This is a genomic window from Pseudomonas sp. AC355 (assembly GCF_979258205.1).
This window is the reverse complement of the sequence record NZ_OZ409843.1, coordinates 3,773,837-3,797,370: the sequence shown is the minus strand read 5'-3', so window position 1 is coordinate 3,797,370 and position 23,534 is coordinate 3,773,837. Positions and strand designations below refer to the sequence as shown.

Below are 23,534 nucleotides of genomic sequence, written 5' to 3'. Positions count from 1 at the left end.
TCTCATTTGCCGAATTTACATAACCATGCGTTACAAAACCGCATGAGGCGGGAGCCGATCCCTATCCGGCTTTCCCATTTAGAAGCTGCTTCCCAGATTCAGGTACAACGCCTTTTCGTTTTCGTCGTTGAGGCCGTAACTGAAGTTCAGCGGCCCCAACGGCGTTTCGTAGCCGAGGAAAACGCTGGCCGCGTTGATGTAGCCGCTGTCGAAGGCGTTGTCGTTGTTCCACACCCGGCCGCGCTCCAGGGAGGCGCCGAGGTAGATGGGGAAATCCAGCGGCAAGAATGAGCGCGGCGTCATGCGCCGGTAGTACACCGCCCGTGCGAGGCTGATGTTCTGCCCCGCCAGGGCGTCCTGACGAAACCCGGACAACTGCTGGGCACCGCCCAGCTGGAAGCTCGACGTGACCACCTCGGCATCGTCGAGCGTGCGTCCATAGCGACCGCCGAGCAACAGGCTGTGGGGCCCGTGACTGAAGGCCTTGTCGAGCTTCAGTTCCCATTGCCGGTAGCGGTCATCGGCACCGAGGCTGGCATCGTACTGGCGCAGGTGCAGGCCGATTTCTTCGCCTTCGTGGGGGAAGTCGACGTTGTCGAGGGTGTCGAAGGAGTACTTCATTTCGTAGTACCCCTCGGTGAAGCTGAACTCTGGCTGGTCACGCTCGCCGATACGTACCTCCGCGTCGCCCCAGGCCTGGCCGATACCGAAACGGATCTCGCCGTTGTTGGCGATCTGCCGGCCCACATTGAGCCCGTAGCCGTAGCGCTGCACCCGGTATTCGGCGATCGGGTCATTGTCGAGCACGGCGTCGACGTTCCACGCCTCGCCATACACGTTCGGCGCGACGAACCAGCGCGAGCCCACGTCCAGCGGTTGGTAGAATTCGCTGTAGAGCTCCTGGCGATCGCCCAGTTGCACCCGCGTCAGCCACTCGGCACCAAGCCGGTTGATGCCGTTCTTGCGGAAGCTGGCGCCGAGATTGAAGACGCTGTCGCCATTGAAGTCGTCGGAGAGATTCAGGCCCAGGCGCAGGTAATCGGTGCCGGTGCGTTTCTCACGCGCATCGATCACCAGGGTGTTTTCTCCCTCGTGGCTGACCACCCGGTACTGCACCCGCTCGAAGTAATCGAGACCGTACAGCGTGCCCATGTCACGCTGCAGCCCGGCCATGTCCAAGGGCTCGCCGAGCGGCTGGCGGATGTAGTTGCGGATCACCTCGTCGCCGACCTTGGAGTCGTTATCCACCTGGATCGCATTGATCACCGGGGTGCGTTGCTCGGCACTGCGCGCCAACGTAAGCGCCGGGTTGCCGCCGCTGCGTCGCACCAGCGCTGTCAGGCGCGGCTGCAGCGCCTTGGCGGCCTGGTAGCCGGCTTCGATCATTTCCTCACCGCGGCCGAAGTCGGTCACGCCGAAGGGCGACATGTTCGGCTGCACTAGAACGTCGGTGGCCTGCAGCGTCGCCAGTTGCGCTTCGGAATTGCGCCGCGTCATCATTGTGATCGACTGGTTGAGCACGTCGACTACGGTGAGCAGTTCCTTACGCGGTTTCAGCGGGGTGCCGATATCCACCACGATGACCCGATCCACGCCCATGTCACGGGCCACGTCCACCGGAATGTTGTCGACCATGCCGCCATCGACCAGCAGGCGACCATCCAGCTCGACCGGCGCAAATACCGCCGGGATCGACATGCTCGCGCGGATCACCTGGGGCAGGTGACCGCTGCGAAAGACCACCTTCTGGTCGTTGGCGATATCGGTGGCCACGGCACGGAAGGGAATGGGCAAGCGGTCGAAATCGCGCACATCGCTGCTGCGCACCAGCAGGCGCTCGAGCAGCAGCGCCAGGTTCTGACCCTGGATGACCCCCAGCGGCAGGCCCAGGCTACCGTCGTCACGGAAGCTCAGGCGCTGCTTGATAAGGAAGTCGCGGTCATCCTGCTTGCGGCGGAACGGCATATCGGTGCGGGGCGGGTCGTCGGACAGCACCTGCCGCCAATCCATGGTCAGCGCCACCTCCTCCAGTTCAGCGATGCTGTAACCCGACGCATACAAGCCGCCGATCACCGCGCCCATGCTGGTGCCAGCGATGGCATCGATCTGCACGCCCTGCTCCTCCAGCGCCTTGAGCACGCCGATATGCGCCAACCCGCGGGCGGCACCACCGGACAGCACCAGGCCGACCTTCGGCTGCGCATTCTGCGCGACGGCGAACAGCGGAAAGAGCAGGAGCAGCAGAACAAGCAGATGACGACGCATGGCACATCCCTGGCGGTGGGCAAAAGCGCCATTATAGGAGCCTCGTCGCCTGGGATGTATTGCGCTGAGCTTACTCAGTGCAGCCGATGGGATTCGATGGAGAACGGGTCGTGGAAACTGGCGATCTCGGACTGCAGCCGACGGTTCTCGCCATACGCCTCGATGGCGCGGCGGTAGCGCATGCGCTGCTCGTCGAGCAGTTTGCGCCGGGCTTTCACCACACTCTGTTCATGCTGTTGCGCTTCATCCACATGGCGAGCCATGGCAGGTCTCCAGGTTGAATAACGGGAGACCAGCTTCAGCGAACGCCATGACAGTTTGAGGGCAATGCGGTGACGCTGAGGTGAACTCAGGCGCCTTCTTCGTGATTCTTTATCGACTTCGCCGACAGCCGCAGACTGCGCAGGCTGCGCTTGACGCTCTTGAGGTGGTTGACCAGGCTCGGGCCGCGGGCCATGGCCACGCCCATGGCGAGCACGTCGATCACTACCAGGTGGGCGATGCGCGAGGCCAGCGGCGTATAGATCTCGGTGTCTTCCTGCACGTCGATGGCCAGGTTGACCGTGGCCAGATCCGCCAACGGCGTCTGCCCCGGACACAGGGCGATCAGCGAAGCTCCGGCCTCACGTACCACGTTGGCAGTGGTCAGCAGATCCTTGGAGCGCCCGGACTGGGAGATGCATACCGCGACGTCCGACGGTTTGAGGGTAATCGCCGACATCGCCTGCATGTGTGGGTCGGAGTACGCCGCCGCATTGAGCAGCAAACGGAAGAACTTGTGCTGGGCATCGGCAGCCACGGCACCGGACGCGCCAAAACCATAGAACTCGATGCGCTGCGCCTGGGAGCACAGGCCGATGGCCTTCTCCAGTGCCACCGCATCGAGATTCTCGCGCACCTCGATCAGGGTATGCAGCGTGGTATCGAAGATCTTCATGCTGAAGTCGGCGACCGAATCGTCTTCATGAATGGCGAACTGACCAAAGCTTGCGCCGGCGGCCAGGCTCTGTGCCAACTTGAGTTTGAGATCCTGAAAACCGCTGCAACCGATGGCTCGACAGAAGCGCACGATGGTCGGTTCGCTGATACCCACCGAATGCGCCAACTCGGCCATGGAACTGTGCATTACCGCCGTAGGATCGAGTAGTACATGATCGGCTACCTTCAGTTCCGACTTACGCAGAAGGTGGCGTGACTGGGCGATGTGCTGCAACAAATTCACTGGCAGGGACTCGATGATTAGTGGTGAATACGCCGGCTGGGCTTTGGAGCTGTCGTGACTCGGTTATGATCCAAGTGCGCCGGGCTGTAGTGTTCTTGTAGTTATACTACAAGCCTGACGCCCTCGCACGGACAAACCGAATCGGAGTTCCCCATGCTGAGCAATTCCTGTGACATGCTGGTGTTTGGCGGCACGGGCGATCTGGCCCTGCACAAGCTGCTGCCTGCGCTTTATTACCTACATCGCGACGGTCGCCTGAACCGCGATACGCGCATCCTCGCCCTGGCTCGTAGCAACCACACCCGCGCGGCTTACCAAACGCTTGCCGAGCGCCACTGTCGCGTACAGGTGGCACGCGCTGACTTCGATGATGAAACCTGGCGCGCTTTCGCCGAGCGTCTCGACTACTTCAGCATGGACGCCTCGCAGAGCGCCGACTTCGGCCGCCTGGCCAAGTATCTGGGCAGTGACCGGGAGCGGGTTCGGGTCTACTACCTGGCCACCGCGCCCAATCTGTTCGAAGACATCGCCTCGCACCTCAAGGTTGCCGGCCTGGCAGGCTCCCGCGCGCGCATCGTGCTGGAAAAACCTATCGGCCATTCGCTGCAATCGGCTCTGGAGATCAATACAGGGATCGGTGCGGTTTTCGACGAGTCCCAGGTGTTCCGCATCGACCACTACCTGGGCAAGGAAACCGTACAGAACCTGATGGCGCTGCGTTTCGCCAACGCTCTGTTCGAGCCGGTGTGGCGTGCTGGGCACATCGACCACGTGCAGATCAGCGTCTGCGAGACCCTGGGTGTGGAAAACCGCGGCGCCTATTACGACCAGGCCGGCGCCATGCGCGACATGGTTCAGAACCATCTGCTGCAGTTGCTTTGCCTGGTGGCCATGGAAGCGCCGGTGCGCTTCGACGCCGAGTCGGTGCGCAATGAGAAGGTGAAGATTCTCGAAGCGCTGAAGCCCATCACTGGCCTCGACGTGCGTGACAAGACCGTGCGCGGCCAGTACGCCGCCGGCATGATCGGCGGCCAGGAAGTGCCCGCCTATTACTTCGAGAAGAACGTCGACAACGACAGCGATACCGAAACCTTCGTTGCCGTGCAGGCCGAGATCAACAACTGGCGCTGGGCCGGCGTGCCTTTCTATCTTCGCACCGGCAAGCGGCTGGCGCGCAAGACCTCGGAAATCCTTATCCAGTTCAAGCCGGTGCCTCACCAGTTGTTCGGTAACGGCGAAGCCAACCAGTTGCTTATCCGCCTGCAGCCTGAAGAGCGTATCAGCCTGCAATTGATGGCCAAGGAGCCGGGTAAGGGGATGCGTCTGAAACCAGTTGAGCTTGACCTGAATCTGGCCGATGCCTTCAACAAGCAGCGCCGCTGGGATGCTTACGAGCGCCTATTGCTGGATGTCATCGAAGGCGACTCGACGCTTTTCATGCGCCGCGACGAGGTTGAGGCTGCGTGGCAGTGGATCGATCCAATCATCAAGGGCTGGGATCAACATTATCAGCGCCCACGCCCTTATACAGCAGGCAGTAATGGCCCGGAACAACTGCAACACTTATTGGAGCGTCATGGCCGCGAGTGGATCGAATAATCCGCGACAGCCAGATATCGGCATGCAATTACAACTGAGATAGTTAGTTGCAATGCCGAATGACGATTTATCGTGTAAGCCTTTGACCATAATACTGCGCCGCTCAAGTTAATAGCCGACCAGAAGAATTGAACCTTATATAAGCGCTGTGGTTTCAGCGGCATAGCTGAGGAATAATTTTTTTCAAAAAAAATCTGCATATTCGCTTATCAACTAAAAAAACAAAAAATAAAGACTTTGAAAATAAATAATAAAAACAAAGCCTTAAAAATTACTTTATGAAAAACTGGCATTAATTCATTCGTATTAAATAGCTCTCGGCTCTAAAAAGACTAGAACGCTATTCCAAAAAAATATCATCTCCCCCTACACGCTTAGGATTCGGACGCTAGTTTTACATAGCGGTCGTTTTCATCTGATGCAGCTGAATTACGGGTACTCCCGGAGTGAAATCAGGAATTCGATGAAAGTCGAAAGTTAAGGATTGGGAGAAATCTTCATGGCAGTACAGGCTAAGGTCGCCCCTATTGACCAGCAAGTCGCTCAAGCAACCGAACGCACTGTCAGCAATACGCTACCGCTGAGTCAGCGCAGTAACGTCGCACTGAATATCTCCCCAGAATCAGTTGCCAGTTACAGCCGTGAGGGCATGGATCTGGTCGTGCAGATGCAGGATGGGGAAGTGCTGCGGATCAGCAATTTCTATTCGCCAGTCGAACAGCCAAGCCAGCTGTTCCTGGTGGGTGAAGAAGAACAGCTGATCGCGGTAGACCTTTCGCAAGCCGCATCCGACGGCATTCTCGCGGCGTCCTATGCATCGGAAACCACCCTTTCCGGATTCACCTCGCTGACATCTGCTGCAGCCACCACCGGGGGCACCCTGGGCCTGGGCACCGCCGCGATTATTGGCGGCGTGGCGATTGCCGGTGGCGTGGTCGTGGCCGATGAGATCAATAGCAGGGGAAGCAGCAGCAATAACGGCGGCGGTGGTGGCAACCTAGCGGCGCCTCCCGCCGCAACAAACCTGCAGATCAGCGCAGATGGCCGCCTGCTTACCGGCAGCGCTGTAGCGGGAACGACCGTGCAGGTGGATGTAAACGGAGATGGCGTCGCCGACTACACCGCGACGGTGGATAACGACGGCCGCTTCGTGGTGTCACTCGTACCGCCGCTGACCAACGGCGAAGCCGTCAGCGTGGTGGTCGTGGATGCAGCCGGCAATACCAGTCCGGCAGCGCAGGTCGCTGCACCTGACAGCACGGCGCCGGATCAGGCCAGTGAGCTGCAGGTGTCTCCCGAAGGCGACGTGCTGACCGGGCTCGCAGAACCGGGCGCGCGCGTCGAGATCGATCTGGACGGTGATGGTATCGCCGACGCTTTCACCATCGCCGGCCCAGACGGGCGCTTCACTTTCACGCTGAGCCCACCGCTGGTGGCGGGGGAAACGATTGCGGTGTGGGTCATCGATGGCGCTGGCAACCAAGGCCAGACGGCGACCATCATCGCACCGAACGTGCTGTCACCCGATGCACCCACGGTCGATCCAAGCAACGGTGATCAGCTGACCGGCACCGCGCCACCCGGCTCGACGGTGCTGATCACCAACCCCGATGGCTCGCTGATCGGAGAAGCCATTACCGATGCCAACGGTAATTGGACGTTCACTCCAAATACTCCCTGGGCCGACGGCGCCCTAGTCGACATGTCGGCGACCAACGTGCAGGGCATTCGCTCACCGATCATCCGTATCGTGATCGATCGCAACCCTCCTGAAGCGCCCACCGTAGAAGCCAGCAATGGCACCTTGCTGAGCGGCACGGCGGAAGCCAATAGCACCGTCACGCTAACCATTGGCAACAACCCACCGGTGACGGTAACCGCAGATGCCAACGGGCTCTGGAGCTACAGCCCTAACCCGGCACTGGCAGACGGCACCGTAGTCAACATCATCGCTACGGATCGTGCTGGCAACAGCAGCCCGGTCGCCGCGTTGACCATCGACGCAGCAGCACCATTGGCGCCGGACATCGGCAACAGCAACGGTATCGTCTTCAGCGGCACTGCCGAGGCCGGCAGTACGTTGATACTGAGCGCCGGCGGCACCGTCATCGGCCAGACCCTGGTGGATGCCAACGGCAACTGGAGCTTCACCGCCAGCCCACCGGTCGCCAATGGCGTGGTGGTCAGCGCAGTGGCCCGCGATGCCGCGGGTAATACCGGCCCTGTCGATTCGGTAACCGTCGACAGCGCACTACCCAATGCGCCGATCATCAGCGCGAGTAACGGTACGGTCATTTCGGGTACGGCTGACGCGGGAAGCATGATCTTCGTCAGAGACGCCAATGGCGGACTTATCGGCCAAGCCACAGCCGATGGCAGCGGAGCCTGGTCGGTTACTCCAGCATCGCCTCTGGCCAATGGCACCGTCATCAATGCCATCGCACAGAACCCTCAAGGCAGCAGTGCCGGCACCACCATCACCATCGATGCGGCGCCGCCCGAAGCACCGGTGGTGCAGCCCAGCAATGGTGAGTTGCTGACGGGCACGGCCGAAGCGGGCGCCAAGATAATCCTGATCTACAGCAATGGCCAACTGATCGGCCAGACCACTGCCGATGCGGATGGTAACTGGAGCTTCATACCAACCACGCCTTTAGGTAATGGTGCCAACATCGAGGTAACGGCACGCGATGCCGTGGGCAATACCAGCACGCCCTCCAGCGTGGTCATCGACCGCATCCCGCCACCCCTGCCGACACTCAGTCCAAGCGATGGCAATACCGTCAGTGGCGTGGCCGAAGCAGGCAGCACGGTAATCGTCACGGGCCCAGGTGGCGTAGTCATCGGGCAGACGACTGCAAATGCCAACGGTATCTGGAGCATCACTCCTGCTCAGCCGCTAGGCCATGACACGCCTATCAGCGTCAGCGCACGTGATGCTGCCGGCAATACCAGCGCACCAGCCACAGGTGTTGTCGATGCCGAGCCACCCCAGGCTCCGACCCTCAACCCGACTCGCGGCAACGAGTTGAGCGGCACAGCAGAAGCTGGCGGTACGGTCATCGTCACCATCGGCAACACGCCCCCGATTCAGGTCAATGTGGGTAGCGACGGAAACTGGAGCTACGTCCCAACGCCGCCTATCGCAAATGGCACGCCTGTCACGGTTGTGGCGCAGGATCCCAGCGGCAATAGCAGCGCGCCGGTTACCGGCGGTGTCGACAGCCAACCGCCAGCAGCGCCCGTGGTGCATCCCAGCAACGGCAACATACTGAGCGGAACCGCCGAGCCCGATAGCACCGTGACCGTCACCACGCCGGGCCGCCCTGACCAGACCACCACAACCGATGCCAATGGCAACTGGGCGGTTACCCCGTCCAGCCCGCTGCCCAATGGCACCTCGGTGGTCGTTACTACGACCGATGCGGCGGGTAATCAGAGCACCACCAGCGCAACGACGATCGACACCACGCTGCCAGCACGCCCGACCATCGTGCCGAGCAACGGCAGCGAGCTCAGCGGTACCGCTGCAGCCGGCGCCCTCGTGGTGTTGACCGGTGCGGGTGGCGTCGCCATCGGCCAGACCAGCGCCGATGCGAATGGCGCCTGGAGTTTCACTCCAGGTGCGCCACTGGCCAACGGCACCAGCGTCAGCGCTACCGTCAGCGTCAATGGCGTAAGCAGTGCTCCGGCCATCACGGTGGTGGACAGCATCGCCCCGGCCATACCGACTGTACAGCCGAGCAACGGCAGCCTGCTGACCGGCACTGCCGAAGCGGGTAGCACGCTGATCCTGACCGGCCCTGGCGGCGCCAGCATTGGCCAGGCCACTGCCAACGATCAGGGCATCTGGACATTCCAACCGGGCACAGCACTGGCCAACGGCACTTTGGTGAGCGTGGTCGCACGTGATGCGACGGGTAACCAGAGCGCGGCAGCCACTACCACCACCGATGGCGTCGCACCGCAGACGCCTACTCTGTTGCCCAGCAACGGCACACTGTTGAACGGAACCGCAGAAGCGGGCAGTACGCTGATCGTCAGCGATGCCAGTGGACGGATCATTGGCCGAACTACAGCCGATGTGGACGGCAACTGGACGCTGACTCCGTCTCCCGTACTGGCCGACAATGCGCAAATCAGCGTGGTCGCCCGCGATGACGCCGGTAATACCAGCCCGGCGGCAAGCGTGATCGTCGACGCAAGCGCGCCTGCCGCTCCGCTTCTCGATCCAAGTAACGGCCGCGTATTGAGCGGCAGCGCAGAGCCTGGCAGCACCCTGACCATCAGGGATCTGGCCGGCAACCTGATAGCCGAAACAGCGGTCGGTGCAAATGGTACCTGGAGCATCACCCTTACCCCGCCGATACCCAACTCCGCGCAGGTTCGGGCCATTGCCACGGATGCCAGCGGTAACGCCAGCCCGGCGGCACCACTGACGATAGATAGTGCCGCCCCCGCGGCACCTACCGTTGCCTTGAGCAATGGCAGCGAACTCGGCGGCAGCGCCGAACCGGGAAGTACCGTGATTCTGACCGAACTTGGCGGTGCCGCCATAGGCCAAGTCACAGCTGACGCAAACGGTAACTGGGCCTTCATACCAGCCATTGCACTGGCCAATGGCACCCAGGTCAGCGTGGTGGCACGCGATGCGGCGGGCAACACCAGCCCCACCAGTAGCGTCACCATCGATAATCTGCCGCCAAGTTCACCGACCATCGTGCCCAGCAATGGCACACAACTCAGCGGCGTCGGTGAGGTCGGCAGCACTCTGATCATTAGCGCCGGCGGCACCGTCATCGGTCAGGCCGTAGTCGCCGCAGACGGCACCTGGAGTTTCACCCCACCGAATGCACTCACCCACGGCACCCCTGTCAGCATCACCGCACGGGATGCTACCGGCAACCAGAGCACGCCCGTCAGCATCACCATTGATGCCCAGGCACCCAACACCCCGGTCATTCAACCCAGCAACGGCAGCCTCCTGAGCGGTACTGCCGAGGCCGGCAGCACCGTCATTCTCACCGGCCCTGGCGGCGTTGCGATCGGCCAGACCACGGCAGACGCCAACGGCAACTGGACATTCACAGCGCAAAATCCGCTGCTTGATGGCACGCAGGTCACTGTGGTCGCGCGCGATAACGCCGGTAACACCAGCCAGCCCGCAACGACGGTCATCGACGCCATTGCACCTGGCGTACCCACTATCACTGCCAGCAGTGGCTCAGGCTTTCTAACCGGCACAGCGGATCCAGGCAGCACAGTGCTGCTGAGCATCGGCAATGCCGCCCCAGTGACCGTGCAGGTCGATAACAGCGGCACCTGGAGTTACCCCATCAACGGGCAGTTGGCCCATCAAACCCAGGTTTCAGTGGTGGCGCGCGATAGCGTCGGCAATACCAGCCCGGGGGCCAGCATCACCATCGACGCCCAGGCACCCAATGCGCCTGTGGTGAACCCCAGTAATGGGGTACAGATCAACGGTACGGCGGAGGCCAATAGTTTCGTCACCGTCTCCGGGCCCAATGGGTTCAGCCAAACCCTTCAGGCTGACGCTAACGGAAACTGGTCGATCACGCCCGCTAGCGCATTGCCCAATGGGGCGCTGCTGACGGTTATCGCCACCGATGCCGTCGGTAATCAAAGCACCGCCTCGACGGTGCGGGTCGACGCCACCTTGCCACCACGCCCGAGCATAGCGCCGAGTGATGGCAACGAATTGAGCGGCACCGCCCTACCGGGCACCACCGTACTGCTCACTGACGCAGCAGGTACGCCTATCGGCCAGGCGCTGGTCGATGGCCAGGGCAATTGGGTGTTTACACCAACGACTCCACTCGCGGACGGCACCACCGTAAACGCCACGATCAATGTGGGGGGTATCAGCAGCACGCCAGCTACCACCGTGGTCGACAGCGTCGCTCCAAATACCCCGACCATCAACGCCAGCAACGGCGCGCAACTGAGCGGCACTGCCGAAGCTGGGGCCACGGTGATTCTCACAGGCTCAGGTGGGGTCAGCATCGGCCAGGCTATTGCTGATGCCAATGGCAACTGGACGTTCACACCGGATACCGCGTTGACCAACGGCACCGTGGTTACGGCAGTGGCTCGCGATGCCGCTGGCAATACCAGCGGCCAGGCAGCGACCGCCATCGATGCACTGGCGCCAGCAACGCCGACAATCAATGCCAGCAATGGCGTGCAGCTGGGCGGTAGCGCCGATGCAGGCAGCACGGTGGTGGTTACGGATGCCAGCGGGCGCATCATCGGCCAGGTGACCGCCACGGCTGAGGGTACCTGGGCGCTCACACCCTCCCCCGCACTGCCCAATGGTGCAGTGATCAGTGCCGTCGCTCGTGATGCACTTGGCAACACCAGCGCCGCAGTCAGCACCACCATCGATACCGTCGCTCCGGTTGCACCGACGATTTCGCCAAGCAATGGCATCGAACTCAGTGGCACTGCGGAAGCAGGCAGCACAGTGATCATCACCGGTGCAGGCGGAAGCCCAATTGGCCAAACCACGGCAAACGCGGGGGGTATCTGGAGTTTCACCCCCACTACCGTGGTGCCCAACGGCACTCAAGTCAGCGTGGTTTCACGGGATGCGGCGGGTAATACCAGCCCACCAGCGAGTACCGTCATCGATTCGCAGGTGCCGGATCATCCGACCGTGAACCCGAGCAATGGCAGCTTACTGAGCGGTACCGCCGAAATCGGCAGCACGGTAATCATAACGGGTGCAGGTGTTATCCCGAGCGTCAGCGTTAACGTCGACGCCAATGGCAATTGGAGCTTCGCGCCGGCCCAGGCACTGGCCAATGGCAGCCTGGTCACAATTGTGGCCCGAGATGCTCTGGGTAATGAAAGCGCGCCGGCCAGCATCCTGATCGACAGCGTCGCGCCATCGGCACCGCTGATCAACCCAAGCAACGGCCAGATCATCAGCGGAACCGCCGAAGCCGGTAGCACGGTGAACATCCAGGTGAACGGCAGCAGCATCAGTACCACCGAGGTCGATGCCAATGGCAACTGGACGTTTACCGCAACACCGCCCCTGGGCAACACCACCCAGATCAGCGCCACGGCGATCGATGCGGCAGGCAATGTCAGCCTTGTGGCAGAGGCCATAGTCGATGCGCTGGCTCCTGCCACCCCGGGCATCAACCCCAGTAACGGCGTGATCCTGAGCGGTATTGCAGATGTAGGTACCACGGTAATCATCACTGGGGCCGGCGGTGCCGCCATTGGTCAGGCCATTGTCGATGGCGCAGGCAACTGGTCGTTCGTTCCACCCGTGGCGCTTACCAACAATACCCAGGTCACCGTGGCGGCTCGCGATGCGGCAGGCAACACCAGCCCATCGGCGAATCTGGTGATCGATACCGTGGCGCCGATTGCCCCGACCGTTCAGCCGAGCAACGGTATATCGCTGACCGGTAGCGCCGAGGCTGGCAGTACGGTGATCCTCACCGGCCCCGGCGGGGTCATCATCGGCCAGGCCACGGCGGGGCCTGGTGGAGACTGGAACTTCAGCCCACAACCACCCCTGCAGCACGGCGCCTTGATCAGCATCAGCGCACGGGATGCGGCTGGCAATACGGGGGAGTCTGCCAGCATCATCATCGACGCCATTGCCCCAGCAACACCAACCATCGCCGCCACCAATGGCGCATTGCTGCAGGGCACCGCGGAGGCTGGTAGTACCCTGACCCTCAAGGTCGATGGCAACACCCTGACCACGCTGATAGTGGGTGCCAGTGGTACCTGGAGCTTCGCCCCGCCTACGACACAGCCCAATGGCGCACTGGTCAGCGTGGAGTCCCGCGATGCGGCAGGCAACCTCAGTGCCTCGGCCAGTACCAGAGTCGACTCCGTACCACCGCCTCCTCCCTTCATCGCCGCCAGCAATGGGGCCGACTTGAGCGGCACCGCAGAGGCAGGCAGCACCGTGCGGTTGAGCGTCGGGGGTCTACAAATCGCCCAGGTCACCGCCGATACCAACGGCAACTGGCACTTCACGTCGACCCCGGCACTGCCAGACAACACACTGGTCACCGCGATCGCCGTGGATGCCGCCGGTAACACGAGCGGCCCGGCCACCGTGACGGTGGACGACTCCGGCCCTGACCTGCCAGTCGTAGCACCCAGCAACGGCAGCCTGATCAGCGGTATCGCTGAACCGGGCAGTACAGTCACCATCCGCGTTGCCGGTCAGCCAGACGTTCAGGTCACGGCGGACCCGATCACAGGTGCATGGTCATCGACGTTTTTACCGGCACTCGCAGACGGCACTTCGGTCAGCGTCACGGCCACTGACGCCACCAACAATGTCAGTGCGCCGGCCATCATCGTGATCGACAGCGTGCCACCCGCAGTGCCAACCATCCAAGCCAGTAACGGCACCCTGCTGACCGGCACGGCCGAAGCGGGTAGCACGGTGATTCTCACCGGCACGGGCGGCGTGCAGATCGGCACCACTACCGCCAATGCCAGCGGCAGCTGGAGCCTCAATCCCAGTACCCCGCTCACCAATGGCACGGTGGTAACCGTGGTCGCCCGGGATGCGGCCAGCAACATCAGCCCATCGGCAACCACTACCATCGACAATATCGCCCCCAATGCGCCGACCATCGTGGCAAGTAACGGCACCCAACTGATCGGTAGCGCCGAAGCGGGCAGTACGGTAATCCTCACCGGCACGGGCGGCGTGCAGATCGGCATCGCCACCGCCGATAGCAACGGCGCCTGGGCATTCTCGCCAAGCCCCGCCCTGGCCAATGGCGTGGTGGTAACGGCGATTGCCAGAGATGCCGCTGGTAATAACAGCGGCCCGGTCAGTACCACCATCGACGCCGTGGCGCCGGTTGCCCCGACCATTCAGCCGAGCAATGGCACGCTACTCACGGGCACAGCCGAGGCGGGTAGCACGGTGACCCTGACGGGCGTCAACGGCACCCTGATCGGTACAGTGGTCACTGGCACCAATGGCGTCTGGACGCTTTCTTCACCGCCCACCTTGGCCAATGGCACTGTGGTCAATGCCGTGGCTCAGGATGCCGCGGGCAACACCAGCCTCCCGGTCAGTACCACCATCGACAAGGTGGCACCCAACACACCGAGCATTTCAATCAGCAACGGCACTGTGCTGACCGGCACCGCCGAGGCCGGCAGCACGGTAATCATTACGGGCCCTGGCGGCGCAGCGATTGGCCAAACCACAGCCAATGCCAGCGGTGCCTGGAGCTTCACCCCAGGTACCCCGCTGGCCCATAACACTGCGGTCACTGTGGTCGCCAAGGATGCTGCCGGTAATACCAGCACATCGGCAACCACCAACATCGACAGCCAGGCACCGAGCGCGCCGAGCAACCTGTTCGTCACTGCAGACGGCACGCTGCTGACCGGCAATGCCGAAGCCAACAGCCAGGTACGTATCGTGGTCAATGGCAACGTCGCTAACCCGATCACCGTGACGGCGACTGCAGCGGGTACGTTCGCCGCGGTACTGATCCCGGCACTGGTGGCCGGCCAGCCGATCGGCGTGACGTCCATCGATGCTGCGGGCAACGTCAGCGTATCCGCGAACACCAACGCGCCCAACCTGTCGGCGCCGACCATCAGCGTTCCCGAGGCGGCCGATACCTACATCAATGCTGCCGAGGCAGCGGACGGTATTCAGGTACGCGTTGGCCTGGCCACAGGCGTACGCGCCGGTGACGTGGTCACCGTCACCTACACCGGCACCGGTGGTTACCAGTTCAACCAGACCCATAGCGTGACCGCTGCCGAGGCCCTGGCTGGCAGCGCCGTCGTGTCGGTAGTGCCACCCACCGGCAGCTTCCCCCAAGGGGCGGCTTCGGTGACGGCGCATATCAACAATGGCGCCAACTCCCAGGCGGCGAATTTCACCGTCGACACCATCCCGCCTTCCTCTCCGGTACTCGGTCTGGTCGGGAACCTGCTGACCATTTCCGGTGAGCCGAACAGTGAACTGACGATACGCATCGACTTGGGCGGCACGGTGGCCACCGCCACGGTCACCGCAAACAACGCGGGCCTGGCCTCGTTGAATCTGCTTACCGGGCTGAATATCGGCCTGAGCTACGATCAGCTGCTCAGCGCTCAGGTTTCGGTATCCGCCAAGGATCAGGCGGGCAACCAGAGCAACGTCGCGACACTGGGCCTGGGTACCAGCTTGCAGCAGCAACCCATCACCCTAGGCAACCTGGCCGTGGACGCCAATCTCAATCTGCTCAATCTTCCAGCCGCCCGGCTGGGCATCAGCGGCAAGACCGTGGCCGGTGCCGCACTGGCCGTCGAAGTGCTCACGCCGCTTGGCTATATCGGCATCGCCCCGCTGGCAGCCGATGCCAATGGCAATTTCTCGGTCAACCTGCTCAGCCCCACCGTGCTCAGCCAGCTAGGCTTGTCGCTCACCAACATCCTCAACCTCGGCGGCGATCTTGCACTGCGCATCACCGCAACCTCCGCCGGCAAGACGAGCGGCGTGTATACCGTCGACCTCGACCCGCTGGGCCTACTCGGCCTGACCATCGGCAACGTGCGGGTCGATGGCACGGCCGCAGACGACATACTTTCCGGCAACGCGACCATCGCAGGCGAGCGGATCTTCGCCGGCGCCGGCAATGATCTGATCCTCAATGTCGGCTCCGGCGACCGCGTGGATGCAGGCGCAGGCAACGACACCATCCAGATCAAGGCCACCAACTTCGGCAACGTCGATGGCGGAACCGGGTTCGACACGGTGGTTTTCGATGGCGGGATCGACATCAACTATGGGGCCGCAGGAATCGGCACGTTCAGCAATATCGAGCGCATCGATCTCGGTACCGGTGATTCAGGCAGCACGCTGACCCTCACCGCTGCAGCCGTCGACGCCATGACCGACTCGAGAAACACCCTGCAGATCACCGGCGAAAGCAATGATGTGCTCAACCTCACGGCCAGCGCGCTGAAAACCGGGGCGCAGCAGATCGACGGCATCACCTACGACGTCTATACCTACGGAAGCACCACGCTGTTGGTGGAAGAAAATACGGTACAGGTCGTGGTCAGTTGATAGGGAAGCCGTTGCGCAGTATGGATACACGTTGTTGTCACTGGGTCATGCGCGTCGCCTTCGCCCTGTGTTTGCCCGCCTCGGCGGCGGCCATCCCGGTCGATCAGGCGGTACGCAACGGGCTGGCCATTCACCCGCAAGTGCGTGCAGCGCTGTCTGAAGTCTCGCGCGCCGAAACCGAGGTGAAGATAGCCAGGGGCGGCTACCACCCATCGCTGTCGCTCTCTGGCGGCCCCCAGGAATTCAACCTGGGCGAGACCGTCTACGACGTCACCGTCTCGCAGATGCTCTACGACTGGGGCCGTGTGGAAAGCCAGGTCGACACCGCCAAGGCAACGCAGCGCCAACTCTCGGCCACCGCCGAGGTGACCCGTGAAGACGCCGCCCTGGATATCGTCGAAACCTACCTGGATGTGCTGGTCGCAGACCGCCGCATCGACGCTGTACGCCGCCATATCCGTCTGCTCGACGACATCCGGGCAATGACCGAGGCGCGAGGTGCAGATGGCTATTCGGATCGCAGCGAACAGGATCGTGCCGGCCTGGAAATCTCCCGCGCTCAGGAGCAGTTGGCACTGGAAAAAGGCGCACGGCTCGATGCCGGCAACCAGTTCAACCTGCTGGTCGGAGCACCACCGGAGGGTCTTGCCGAGCCCCGTCCGCCCTCCATGCAGCGCTACCTTGCAACACGAGACCTGCCACGCATCATCAGCAGCTCGCCGCTTTATCAGCGTGCCGTGGAAGATACCAGCCTGGCCGAGGCCGAGTTGCGCGGCACCAAGGCAGCGCTGCTGCCACAACTGAATCTGGAGGCTTCGGCGACGCGCCGGGAAATCGGCGGGCGCCTGCAGAACGATTCGATGGTCAACCTGCGCCTGCGCATGGACACCATCCAAGGGCTTTCCAACTTCCAGCGCCCCACTGCCGCCGCGCAACGCCTGGAGTCGGCCAGCTGGGGTCAGGACGCCATCCTGCGCGACATTCGCCGCCAATTACAGAGCCTGTTCGATATCGGCGACTCCCTGCTCTGGCGAGAACATGCCCTCGCCGTGCAGGTGAGGGACTCGGAACAGGTAGGCGGTCTTTACCGTGAACAGTTCGAGGTCGGTCGCCGCGATGTGATCGACCTGCTTACCGTACAACGCGAACGTTTCGAGGCCGAGCGCCAGTTGATCGTGCTGCAGGTCGAACGCTTGCGCCTCGAGTACCGTGCCGCCGCGCAGATCGGTCTGCTCGGCCCCCTGTTGGAGAATGGCCTGAATGGATCCTGACAACCTGGCAACAGCGGGCAAGGGAGGCGATCAGGATCCACTGCGCCAGGGTCTGGTGCTGCTCTGCCGCCAGCTCGGCAGACCGGTGACGGGAGCCGAACTGGCCGATGGCATCGCCCTGGAACAGGGCCGCCTGCCCCTGCGCATGGTCGCCCGCGCTCTGCGCCGTGCGGATATCGTCGCGCGGGTCGCCGAGGAGCCACTCAAGCGGATCGACGATTACCTGCTGCCCGCCTTGCTGCTGCTCGAAGACGGACGCTGTGTGGTGCTGGTCAGCCAGCACGACGAGCACGCCGAGATTCTCGTGCCCCATAGCGATGGAGGCGTACAACGCCTGGCCATCGCCGACCTGCAGAGTATCTACAGCGGCATGGCGGTGTTCGCCAAATGCCGCTATCGCCCCGATGGCCGCGCAGAAGAGTTCGCTAGCCCGACTCACGAACATTGGTTCTACAGCGCGCTCAAGCGTCTGCGTCGCTCCTATGTCGAGGTCGCCGTAGCGGCCTTCATCGCCAACCTGCTGGCGATTGCCGCAGCGCTGTTCGCCATGCAGGTCTATGACCGCGTGGTGCCCAACGCTGCTTTCGACACCCTGTGGGTACTGGCCAGTGGCGTGGCCCTAGCCATCGTCCTGGAAAGCCTGTTGCGCGGGCTGCGCGCGCACCTGCTGACGACCTTGGGCAAACGCCTGGATCTGCAATTGTCATCGTTGCTGTTCGAGCGGGTGCTCAATACCCGACTGGGCGCCAAGCCCGCCTCGGTCGGTGCCTTCAGCACGCAGATTCGCGAATTCGAATCGGTGCGCGAGTTCTTCACCTCGTCGAGCGCGGCGGTGATCAGCGATCTGCCCTTCGTGCTCATCTTCCTGCTGATCATCGCCCTGATCGGTGGCCATGTGGTCTGGGTGCCTGCGGTCGCGGCGGTGCTGATGGTGTTGCCCGGGCTGCTCGCCCAGGGTCGCCTGGCGCGTCTGTCCCGGCAGAATCTGCGCGAGGGCGCGGTGAAGAACGGCATCCTGCTCGAATCCATCGAGCACCTGGAAACAGTCAAGGCCAGCCGCGCCGAAGGCCGCTGCATGCACCTGTGGGAAACCCTCACGGCGCAGCTCGCCGGCAGCGCGATGAAGACCCAGAGCCTGACCTCGGCGCTCAGCTACGGGGTGAGCACAGTGCAACAGCTCTGCTACGTCGGCGTGGTGGTGTTCGGCGTGTACCGCATCAGCGATGGATACCTGAGCATGGGCGCGCTGGTGGCCTGCTCGATTCTTTCCGCGCGAACCATCGCGCCGCTGTCGCAGATCGCCGGCATTCTCGGCCGCTGGCAGCACACCAAGGTCGCCCTCGAAGGCCTCGACCAACTGATGACCGGACCGGTGGAACGGCCCGCCGGCCAGCGCTTCGTACGCAAGGAAAACCTGGCAGGCGATTATCGTATCGAGCAGCTGCGCCTCAGCCATGATGACGCCCCGCCTATCGTCGACGTCAACGCCCTGAGCATTCGCGCCGGTGAGCGCATCGCCCTGCTGGGCGGCAATGGTGCCGGCAAATCCACCCTGTTGCGCCTGCTTGCCGGGCTGCTCGACCCGAGCGCCGGGCGGGTGATGGTCGACGACATCAGCCTGACTCAGATCGACCCCGCAGATCGCCGCCGGCATATCGGTTACCTGCCTCAGGACATCGCCCTGTTCTACGGCACGCTGCGCGACAACCTCAATCTGGAGGGTGCCGCAGTCAGCGACGAGGAGCTGTTCGAAGCCCTCGACGGCGTCGGCCTGGGTGCCTGGGTGCGCAGCCATCCGCTGGGGTTGGACATGCCCATCCAGGGCAATGCCAGCCTATCCGGCGGCCAGCGTCAGGCGGTCGGGCTGGTGCGCGTGCTAGTGCAGGATCCACCCATCGTACTGCTCGACGAACCGACATCCTCGTTCGACCAGACCAGCGAAAAACAGGTGGTCGAGTACCTGCAGCAGTGGATAACCGGACGTACCCTGATTCTGGTCACCCACAAGAAGGTCATGCTCTCGCTGGTGGAGCGCGCGGTGGTGATGCGTCAGGGCCGGGTGATCATGGATGGCGCTCTGGATCAGGTGGTGCAGGACAACGTGGTGAACGCGCCAGCGGAAAACCGAGGAGGCAACCATGCCATCCAATGATCGCCTGCGCCGACAGCTCGAAGACCCGTTGCTGAGTGCCACCCACCCACTGTTCCGGCCCCTGCTGTGGACGATTCTGGCTACCGTATTGCTGGCCATCGCGTGGGCTACCTGGGCCGAGCTCGATGAGGTGACGCGTGGCGATGGCCGCGTGGTGCCGTTCACCCGTATTCAGAAGATCCAGAGCCTGGAGGGCGGCATTCTCGATCGCCTGCTGGTCGGCGAAGGCGATCTGGTGGAGGTCGGGCAACCGTTGGTGCGGCTGGACGAAACGCGCTTTCGTACCTCGTTCCAGGAGTCGGCCAATCAGTCGGCGGCCATGCGCGCCACCATCGCCCGCCTGGATGCCGAAGTGCTGGGCAAGGATCGCATCGCGTTCCCCGAGGATATCGACCCTGCGAGCCCCCTGGCCCGCTCCGAGCAGGAACTGTTCAAGTCGCGGCGCGACAAACTGCAGGATGGCGTCAGCGCCATCAACCGGCAGATACGCCTCTCGCAGCAGCAACTGAACCTGGTCGAGCCGCTGGTGGCCAAACGTGCCGTGAGCCAGATGGAAGCGCTCAAGCTGAGCCAGGAGATCGCCACTCTCAACGGCAAACTCACCGAGCTGCGCAGCAGCTACTTTCAGGATGCCTACACCGAGCGGCAGAGCAAGAAGGCCGAACTCAGTGCCCTGGAGCCCATCGTCCAACAGCGGGAAGATCAACTACGCCGTACCGAGATCCTTTCACCGGTGCGCGGCCGGGTGAACACCGTGCTGATCAACACCCGAGGTGGGGTGATCCAGCCTGGCGAGCCGATCATGGAAGTGATCCCCGTGGAGGATCGATTGCTGATCGAAGCGCGGATCAAACCCCGCGACGTGGCCTTCCTGGTGCCCGGCATGCCCACCAAGGTGAAGATCACCGCCTATGACTACAGCATCTACGGCTACCTGAACGGCACCCTGGAACAAATCAGCGCCGACACCATTGCCGAGGAAACGGCACAGGGCAAAGAGTTCTACTACGAAGTGCTGATCAAGACCGACGGCAGCCAGCTCAAGCGTCGCGATGAAATCCTGCCGATCATTCCGGGCATGGTGGCCGAGGTGGATATCCTCAGCGGCAAGCGCACAGTGCTCAACTATCTGCTCAGGCCGCTGCTGAAAGCGCAGCTTTACTGAGGGCCTGGCCAACACTCGCACGGCGGGTGAGGGTGCTTGGTGTTAGTCACAAAGTGCTATGGCGCGGTGCATATCCGCTTGCTATTACATATCTACTGGCAAGCCCTCTGTGTGTCATCGGCATCATCTCCCCGCCGACTTCACGTACAGGTGACCTGTGCCCAGCGGAACCAGCAGCTCGGGTTATACCTGCTGTATGTCCGCCGCATTGAGCGACTGCAACGGCGCGAGGATCAGGGAAGTGCCTCACTCTTCAGAAATACCTTCGGCTCACAAGCAGCGCGGTGCCGTCGCCGTCGAGTTTTCCATCGCCTTCATCATTTTCTTCCTGATTTTCTATGGCCTGGTGGGTTACAGCATTCCTTTCCTGCTTGGCGCTACCTACCAGGAGTTGGCCACCGAAGCCCTGCGCGATGCCATCCACTCGCCCGATACCCGCGCGCCCACGCCGGAACAACTCGCCCTCCATCAGCAGCGGGTGTTGCAGACAATGCGTAATTCCTGGCTGCCGGAGGCCTGGACGCAAACCTGCAACGGCTACGACGGCTTCCTGAAAACCGGCACGGTATGGAGCGTGTGCGTACGCCACGGCAACCCTGAAAGCATCATGCCGCCGTTCTCCATCTTCGGCTGGAAGGTTCCACAGCTGCCCAGCGAGATACGCGGCGAAGCGACCATCCGCTTGTACAACGCAGGGTCGGGGAGCTGAGCATGAGGCGCATTCGATCCGATCTGCAGCGCCAGCGCGGTGCTTTCAGCATCCTCAGCGCCGCGACCCTGGTCATGGCGATCCTGTTTCTCGCCCTGGTGGTGGATAGCGGCCGCCTGTATCTGGAACAGCGCAAGCTACAGAAGCTCGCCGATACCGCAGCCCTGGAATCCATCTCCCGGCTTGAGTCGGGTAACTGCGCTCTCGATACCGCCAAGGCCCATCTCTATGCCCTCGAAAACGCCGCGTCCTACGGCTTTGTAGATGGGCTGACATCGTCCTGCGCGAGCATCGCGATCATCGACGGCCTGCGGGTACCGACAATCGATGCCGGTGGCAGAGCCGTCAGGGTCGTCACCAGCAGCCAGGTGCCTGCCAGCATCATCGTCCGTACCGGTGGTCTGTTCGGCCTTCCCGGCAACTCCACCGTGAACCTGCAAGCCGTAGCGGTGGCCGAGAAAGACAGCGATCCGCTGACGGTATTCAGCGTCGGCGCCCAATTGCTCGACCTCAATGCCAACGGAGCGCTGCCAAGGCTACTGAAAGCCGCCGGGGCAGACATAAGCAGCCTGACGCTACTCGACTCCGAAGGCCTTGCGAATGCTCAGGTGACACCGGGCGAATTACTAAAAGCGCTTGGGGTGGAGGTTGGCATCAATCAATTAAAAGCGCTTACGCCAGAGGGATTGGCAGAATTAGTGGGTACCAAAGTCAATGCGGTCGGCATTCAAAAGCTGATCGATGTATCTGCAAAGCTGGTGACTCATAACGAGGCGTTGGCTGCTGATATCAGAGCGCTTGGTAGCGAGCTGGCCAACTCTACGTTGAAGGACGCCACGGTCAATCTGCTGGCGACCGATGAACGTCCCGGACTGTTGAAGCTCGTCACCGGGCCGGGCCGGGCCGTCGGGTCAGCATTGGATGCCAAACTCGCGCTTGGTGACGTGTTATCCACAGGCCTGATGACTGCCGTTCAGGGGCGCGGTTTGCTGGTGGATCAACTGAATCTTCTCGGGCTGGTGAAGGTGGAGCTTGGCGTAGTAGAACCCCCGGCCATCGGTATCGGCCCTCAAGGAACGACAGCATTCAACGCACAGACTCGCGTGCACATCAATATCGACAGCACGGGTGTTCCTCTAGCCAGCTCGCTGCTCAATATATTGGGCACCTCGATCAAGCTACCCATCATCCTCGACTTGGTGAGTGCCAGGGGCGAAGTGACGGATATCAACTGCTCTCTGGCAGAGCCGGAGGCGACCATCGAAGTCGAGTCCACGGTCGGCAATATCTGTATCGGCAATATGCCCAGCGGCACGCTATGGTCGACCCGCAGCAGTTGCACCGAGTTGAAACTGGAGGAGACAAGCATTCTCAGGCTGCTGAACATGGATCTAATCAAGGGAAAGGTTGCGGTGCCACTGATTGGCACGGGTATCAATCCTGTTCGGGACGAGGTGACTCTCGCCGTGGACGAGTCCGATATAACCCAAGTCAACCAGCTGAAGATTGGCGACTCGATCGCCAACCTGCTCTCGCAGGTCACCAGAATGATTGGGCTTGGGGTGCCGAAGGGAACGGACGGTTCTCCCGGTTTTAGCCCAGTACAGGCGGCTCAGATCGCGGATAAATACCTCGCGGCTTACAGCAGCAAGGATGCCATTCGGGGGGCCATGAAAACGGACGGACTTGACTGGCCCAGACCCGTGCTGCTTTTACTGGATACGACGATGCCCGATGAGTGGCATAGCAAATTGAGTCTTATCAACTGCGCCACCAACAAGACTCGCTGTCGCGATGAGCTGATAATTTCATTGCAGACAAAAGCTCAGGGAGGTTTGCTGAGCAGCGTCCTAACCGGCCTGGCCAGCGCGCTTGGTCTGAGCAGTAACTCCCAGCCCTTGTTGCTTTCCATCCTGAATCCTGTACTCGAACTGATAAAACCGCTGCTCAACTCCGTAGGCACCGCCGTCAGCAATCTGCTTACCAGCCTCGGCCTAGATCTCGGCAAAAGCGAAATCAAAGTCCACAGCATCAGCTGCGGCATCCCGCGCCTGGTTCAGTGAGG

At 62.1% G+C, this 23,534-nt stretch carries 10 protein-coding genes; 7 read left to right on the top strand and 3 right to left on the bottom strand.

The window, feature by feature from the left end; all coding sequences use genetic code 11:
- Positions 1-78: 78 nt before the first annotated feature.
- The 3 genes from ACZ0AI_RS17810 to hexR form a co-directional block, all read right to left on the bottom strand.
- Positions 79-2,265: a patatin-like phospholipase family protein gene (locus tag ACZ0AI_RS17810; protein ID WP_463563011.1), complete on the bottom strand. Its 2,187-nt coding sequence runs from the start codon at positions 2,263-2,265 to the stop codon at positions 79-81.
- A 74-nt stretch (positions 2,266-2,339) separates the two neighbouring features.
- Positions 2,340-2,528 (bottom strand): PA3496 family putative envelope integrity protein, encoded by a 189-nt coding sequence (locus ACZ0AI_RS17805; RefSeq protein WP_463563010.1) that lies wholly within the window; start codon positions 2,526-2,528, stop codon positions 2,340-2,342.
- A gap of 86 nt (positions 2,529-2,614) precedes the next feature.
- Positions 2,615-3,487: a transcriptional regulator HexR gene (hexR, locus tag ACZ0AI_RS17800; RefSeq protein ID WP_463563009.1), complete on the bottom strand. Its 873-nt coding sequence runs from the start codon at positions 3,485-3,487 to the stop codon at positions 2,615-2,617.
- Between the two features lie 153 nt (positions 3,488-3,640).
- On the opposite strand from hexR, the gene zwf reads away from it, so the two are divergent.
- From zwf to ACZ0AI_RS17765, 7 genes are all read left to right on the top strand, one after another.
- Complete coding sequence (gene zwf / locus ACZ0AI_RS17795) at positions 3,641-5,086, top strand: glucose-6-phosphate dehydrogenase (protein WP_463563008.1); 1,446 nt, start codon at positions 3,641-3,643, stop codon at positions 5,084-5,086.
- A 499-nt stretch (positions 5,087-5,585) separates the two neighbouring features.
- The gene (locus ACZ0AI_RS17790; RefSeq protein WP_463563007.1) at positions 5,586-16,172 is read left to right on the top strand and encodes an Ig-like domain-containing protein; all 10,587 of its coding nucleotides are present in this window, start codon (positions 5,586-5,588) and stop codon (positions 16,170-16,172) included.
- Positions 16,173-16,192: 20 nt separating this feature from the next.
- The gene (locus tag ACZ0AI_RS17785; protein ID WP_463563006.1) at positions 16,193-17,443 is read left to right on the top strand and encodes a TolC family protein; all 1,251 of its coding nucleotides are present in this window, start codon (positions 16,193-16,195) and stop codon (positions 17,441-17,443) included.
- On the top strand, positions 17,433-19,595 hold the full coding sequence (locus ACZ0AI_RS17780) for a type I secretion system permease/ATPase (RefSeq protein WP_463563005.1): 2,163 nt from the start codon (positions 17,433-17,435) through the stop codon (positions 19,593-19,595). The genes ACZ0AI_RS17785 and ACZ0AI_RS17780 overlap by 11 nt, the downstream gene beginning before the upstream one ends.
- Positions 19,582-20,760 carry an HlyD family efflux transporter periplasmic adaptor subunit gene (locus ACZ0AI_RS17775; protein WP_225836869.1) on the top strand — a complete coding sequence of 393 codons (1,179 nt, stop codon included), beginning with the start codon at positions 19,582-19,584 and terminating at the stop codon, positions 20,758-20,760. The genes ACZ0AI_RS17780 and ACZ0AI_RS17775 overlap by 14 nt, the downstream gene beginning before the upstream one ends.
- Positions 20,761-21,001: 241 nt before the next feature.
- Positions 21,002-21,469 carry a TadE/TadG family type IV pilus assembly protein gene (locus tag ACZ0AI_RS17770; RefSeq protein WP_225836866.1) on the top strand — a complete coding sequence of 156 codons (468 nt, stop codon included), beginning with the start codon at positions 21,002-21,004 and terminating at the stop codon, positions 21,467-21,469.
- 2 nt (positions 21,470-21,471) lie between these two features.
- Positions 21,472-23,532 carry a pilus assembly protein TadG-related protein gene (locus ACZ0AI_RS17765; protein ID WP_463563004.1) on the top strand — a complete coding sequence of 687 codons (2,061 nt, stop codon included), beginning with the start codon at positions 21,472-21,474 and terminating at the stop codon, positions 23,530-23,532.
- Positions 23,533-23,534 lie beyond the last annotated feature (2 nt).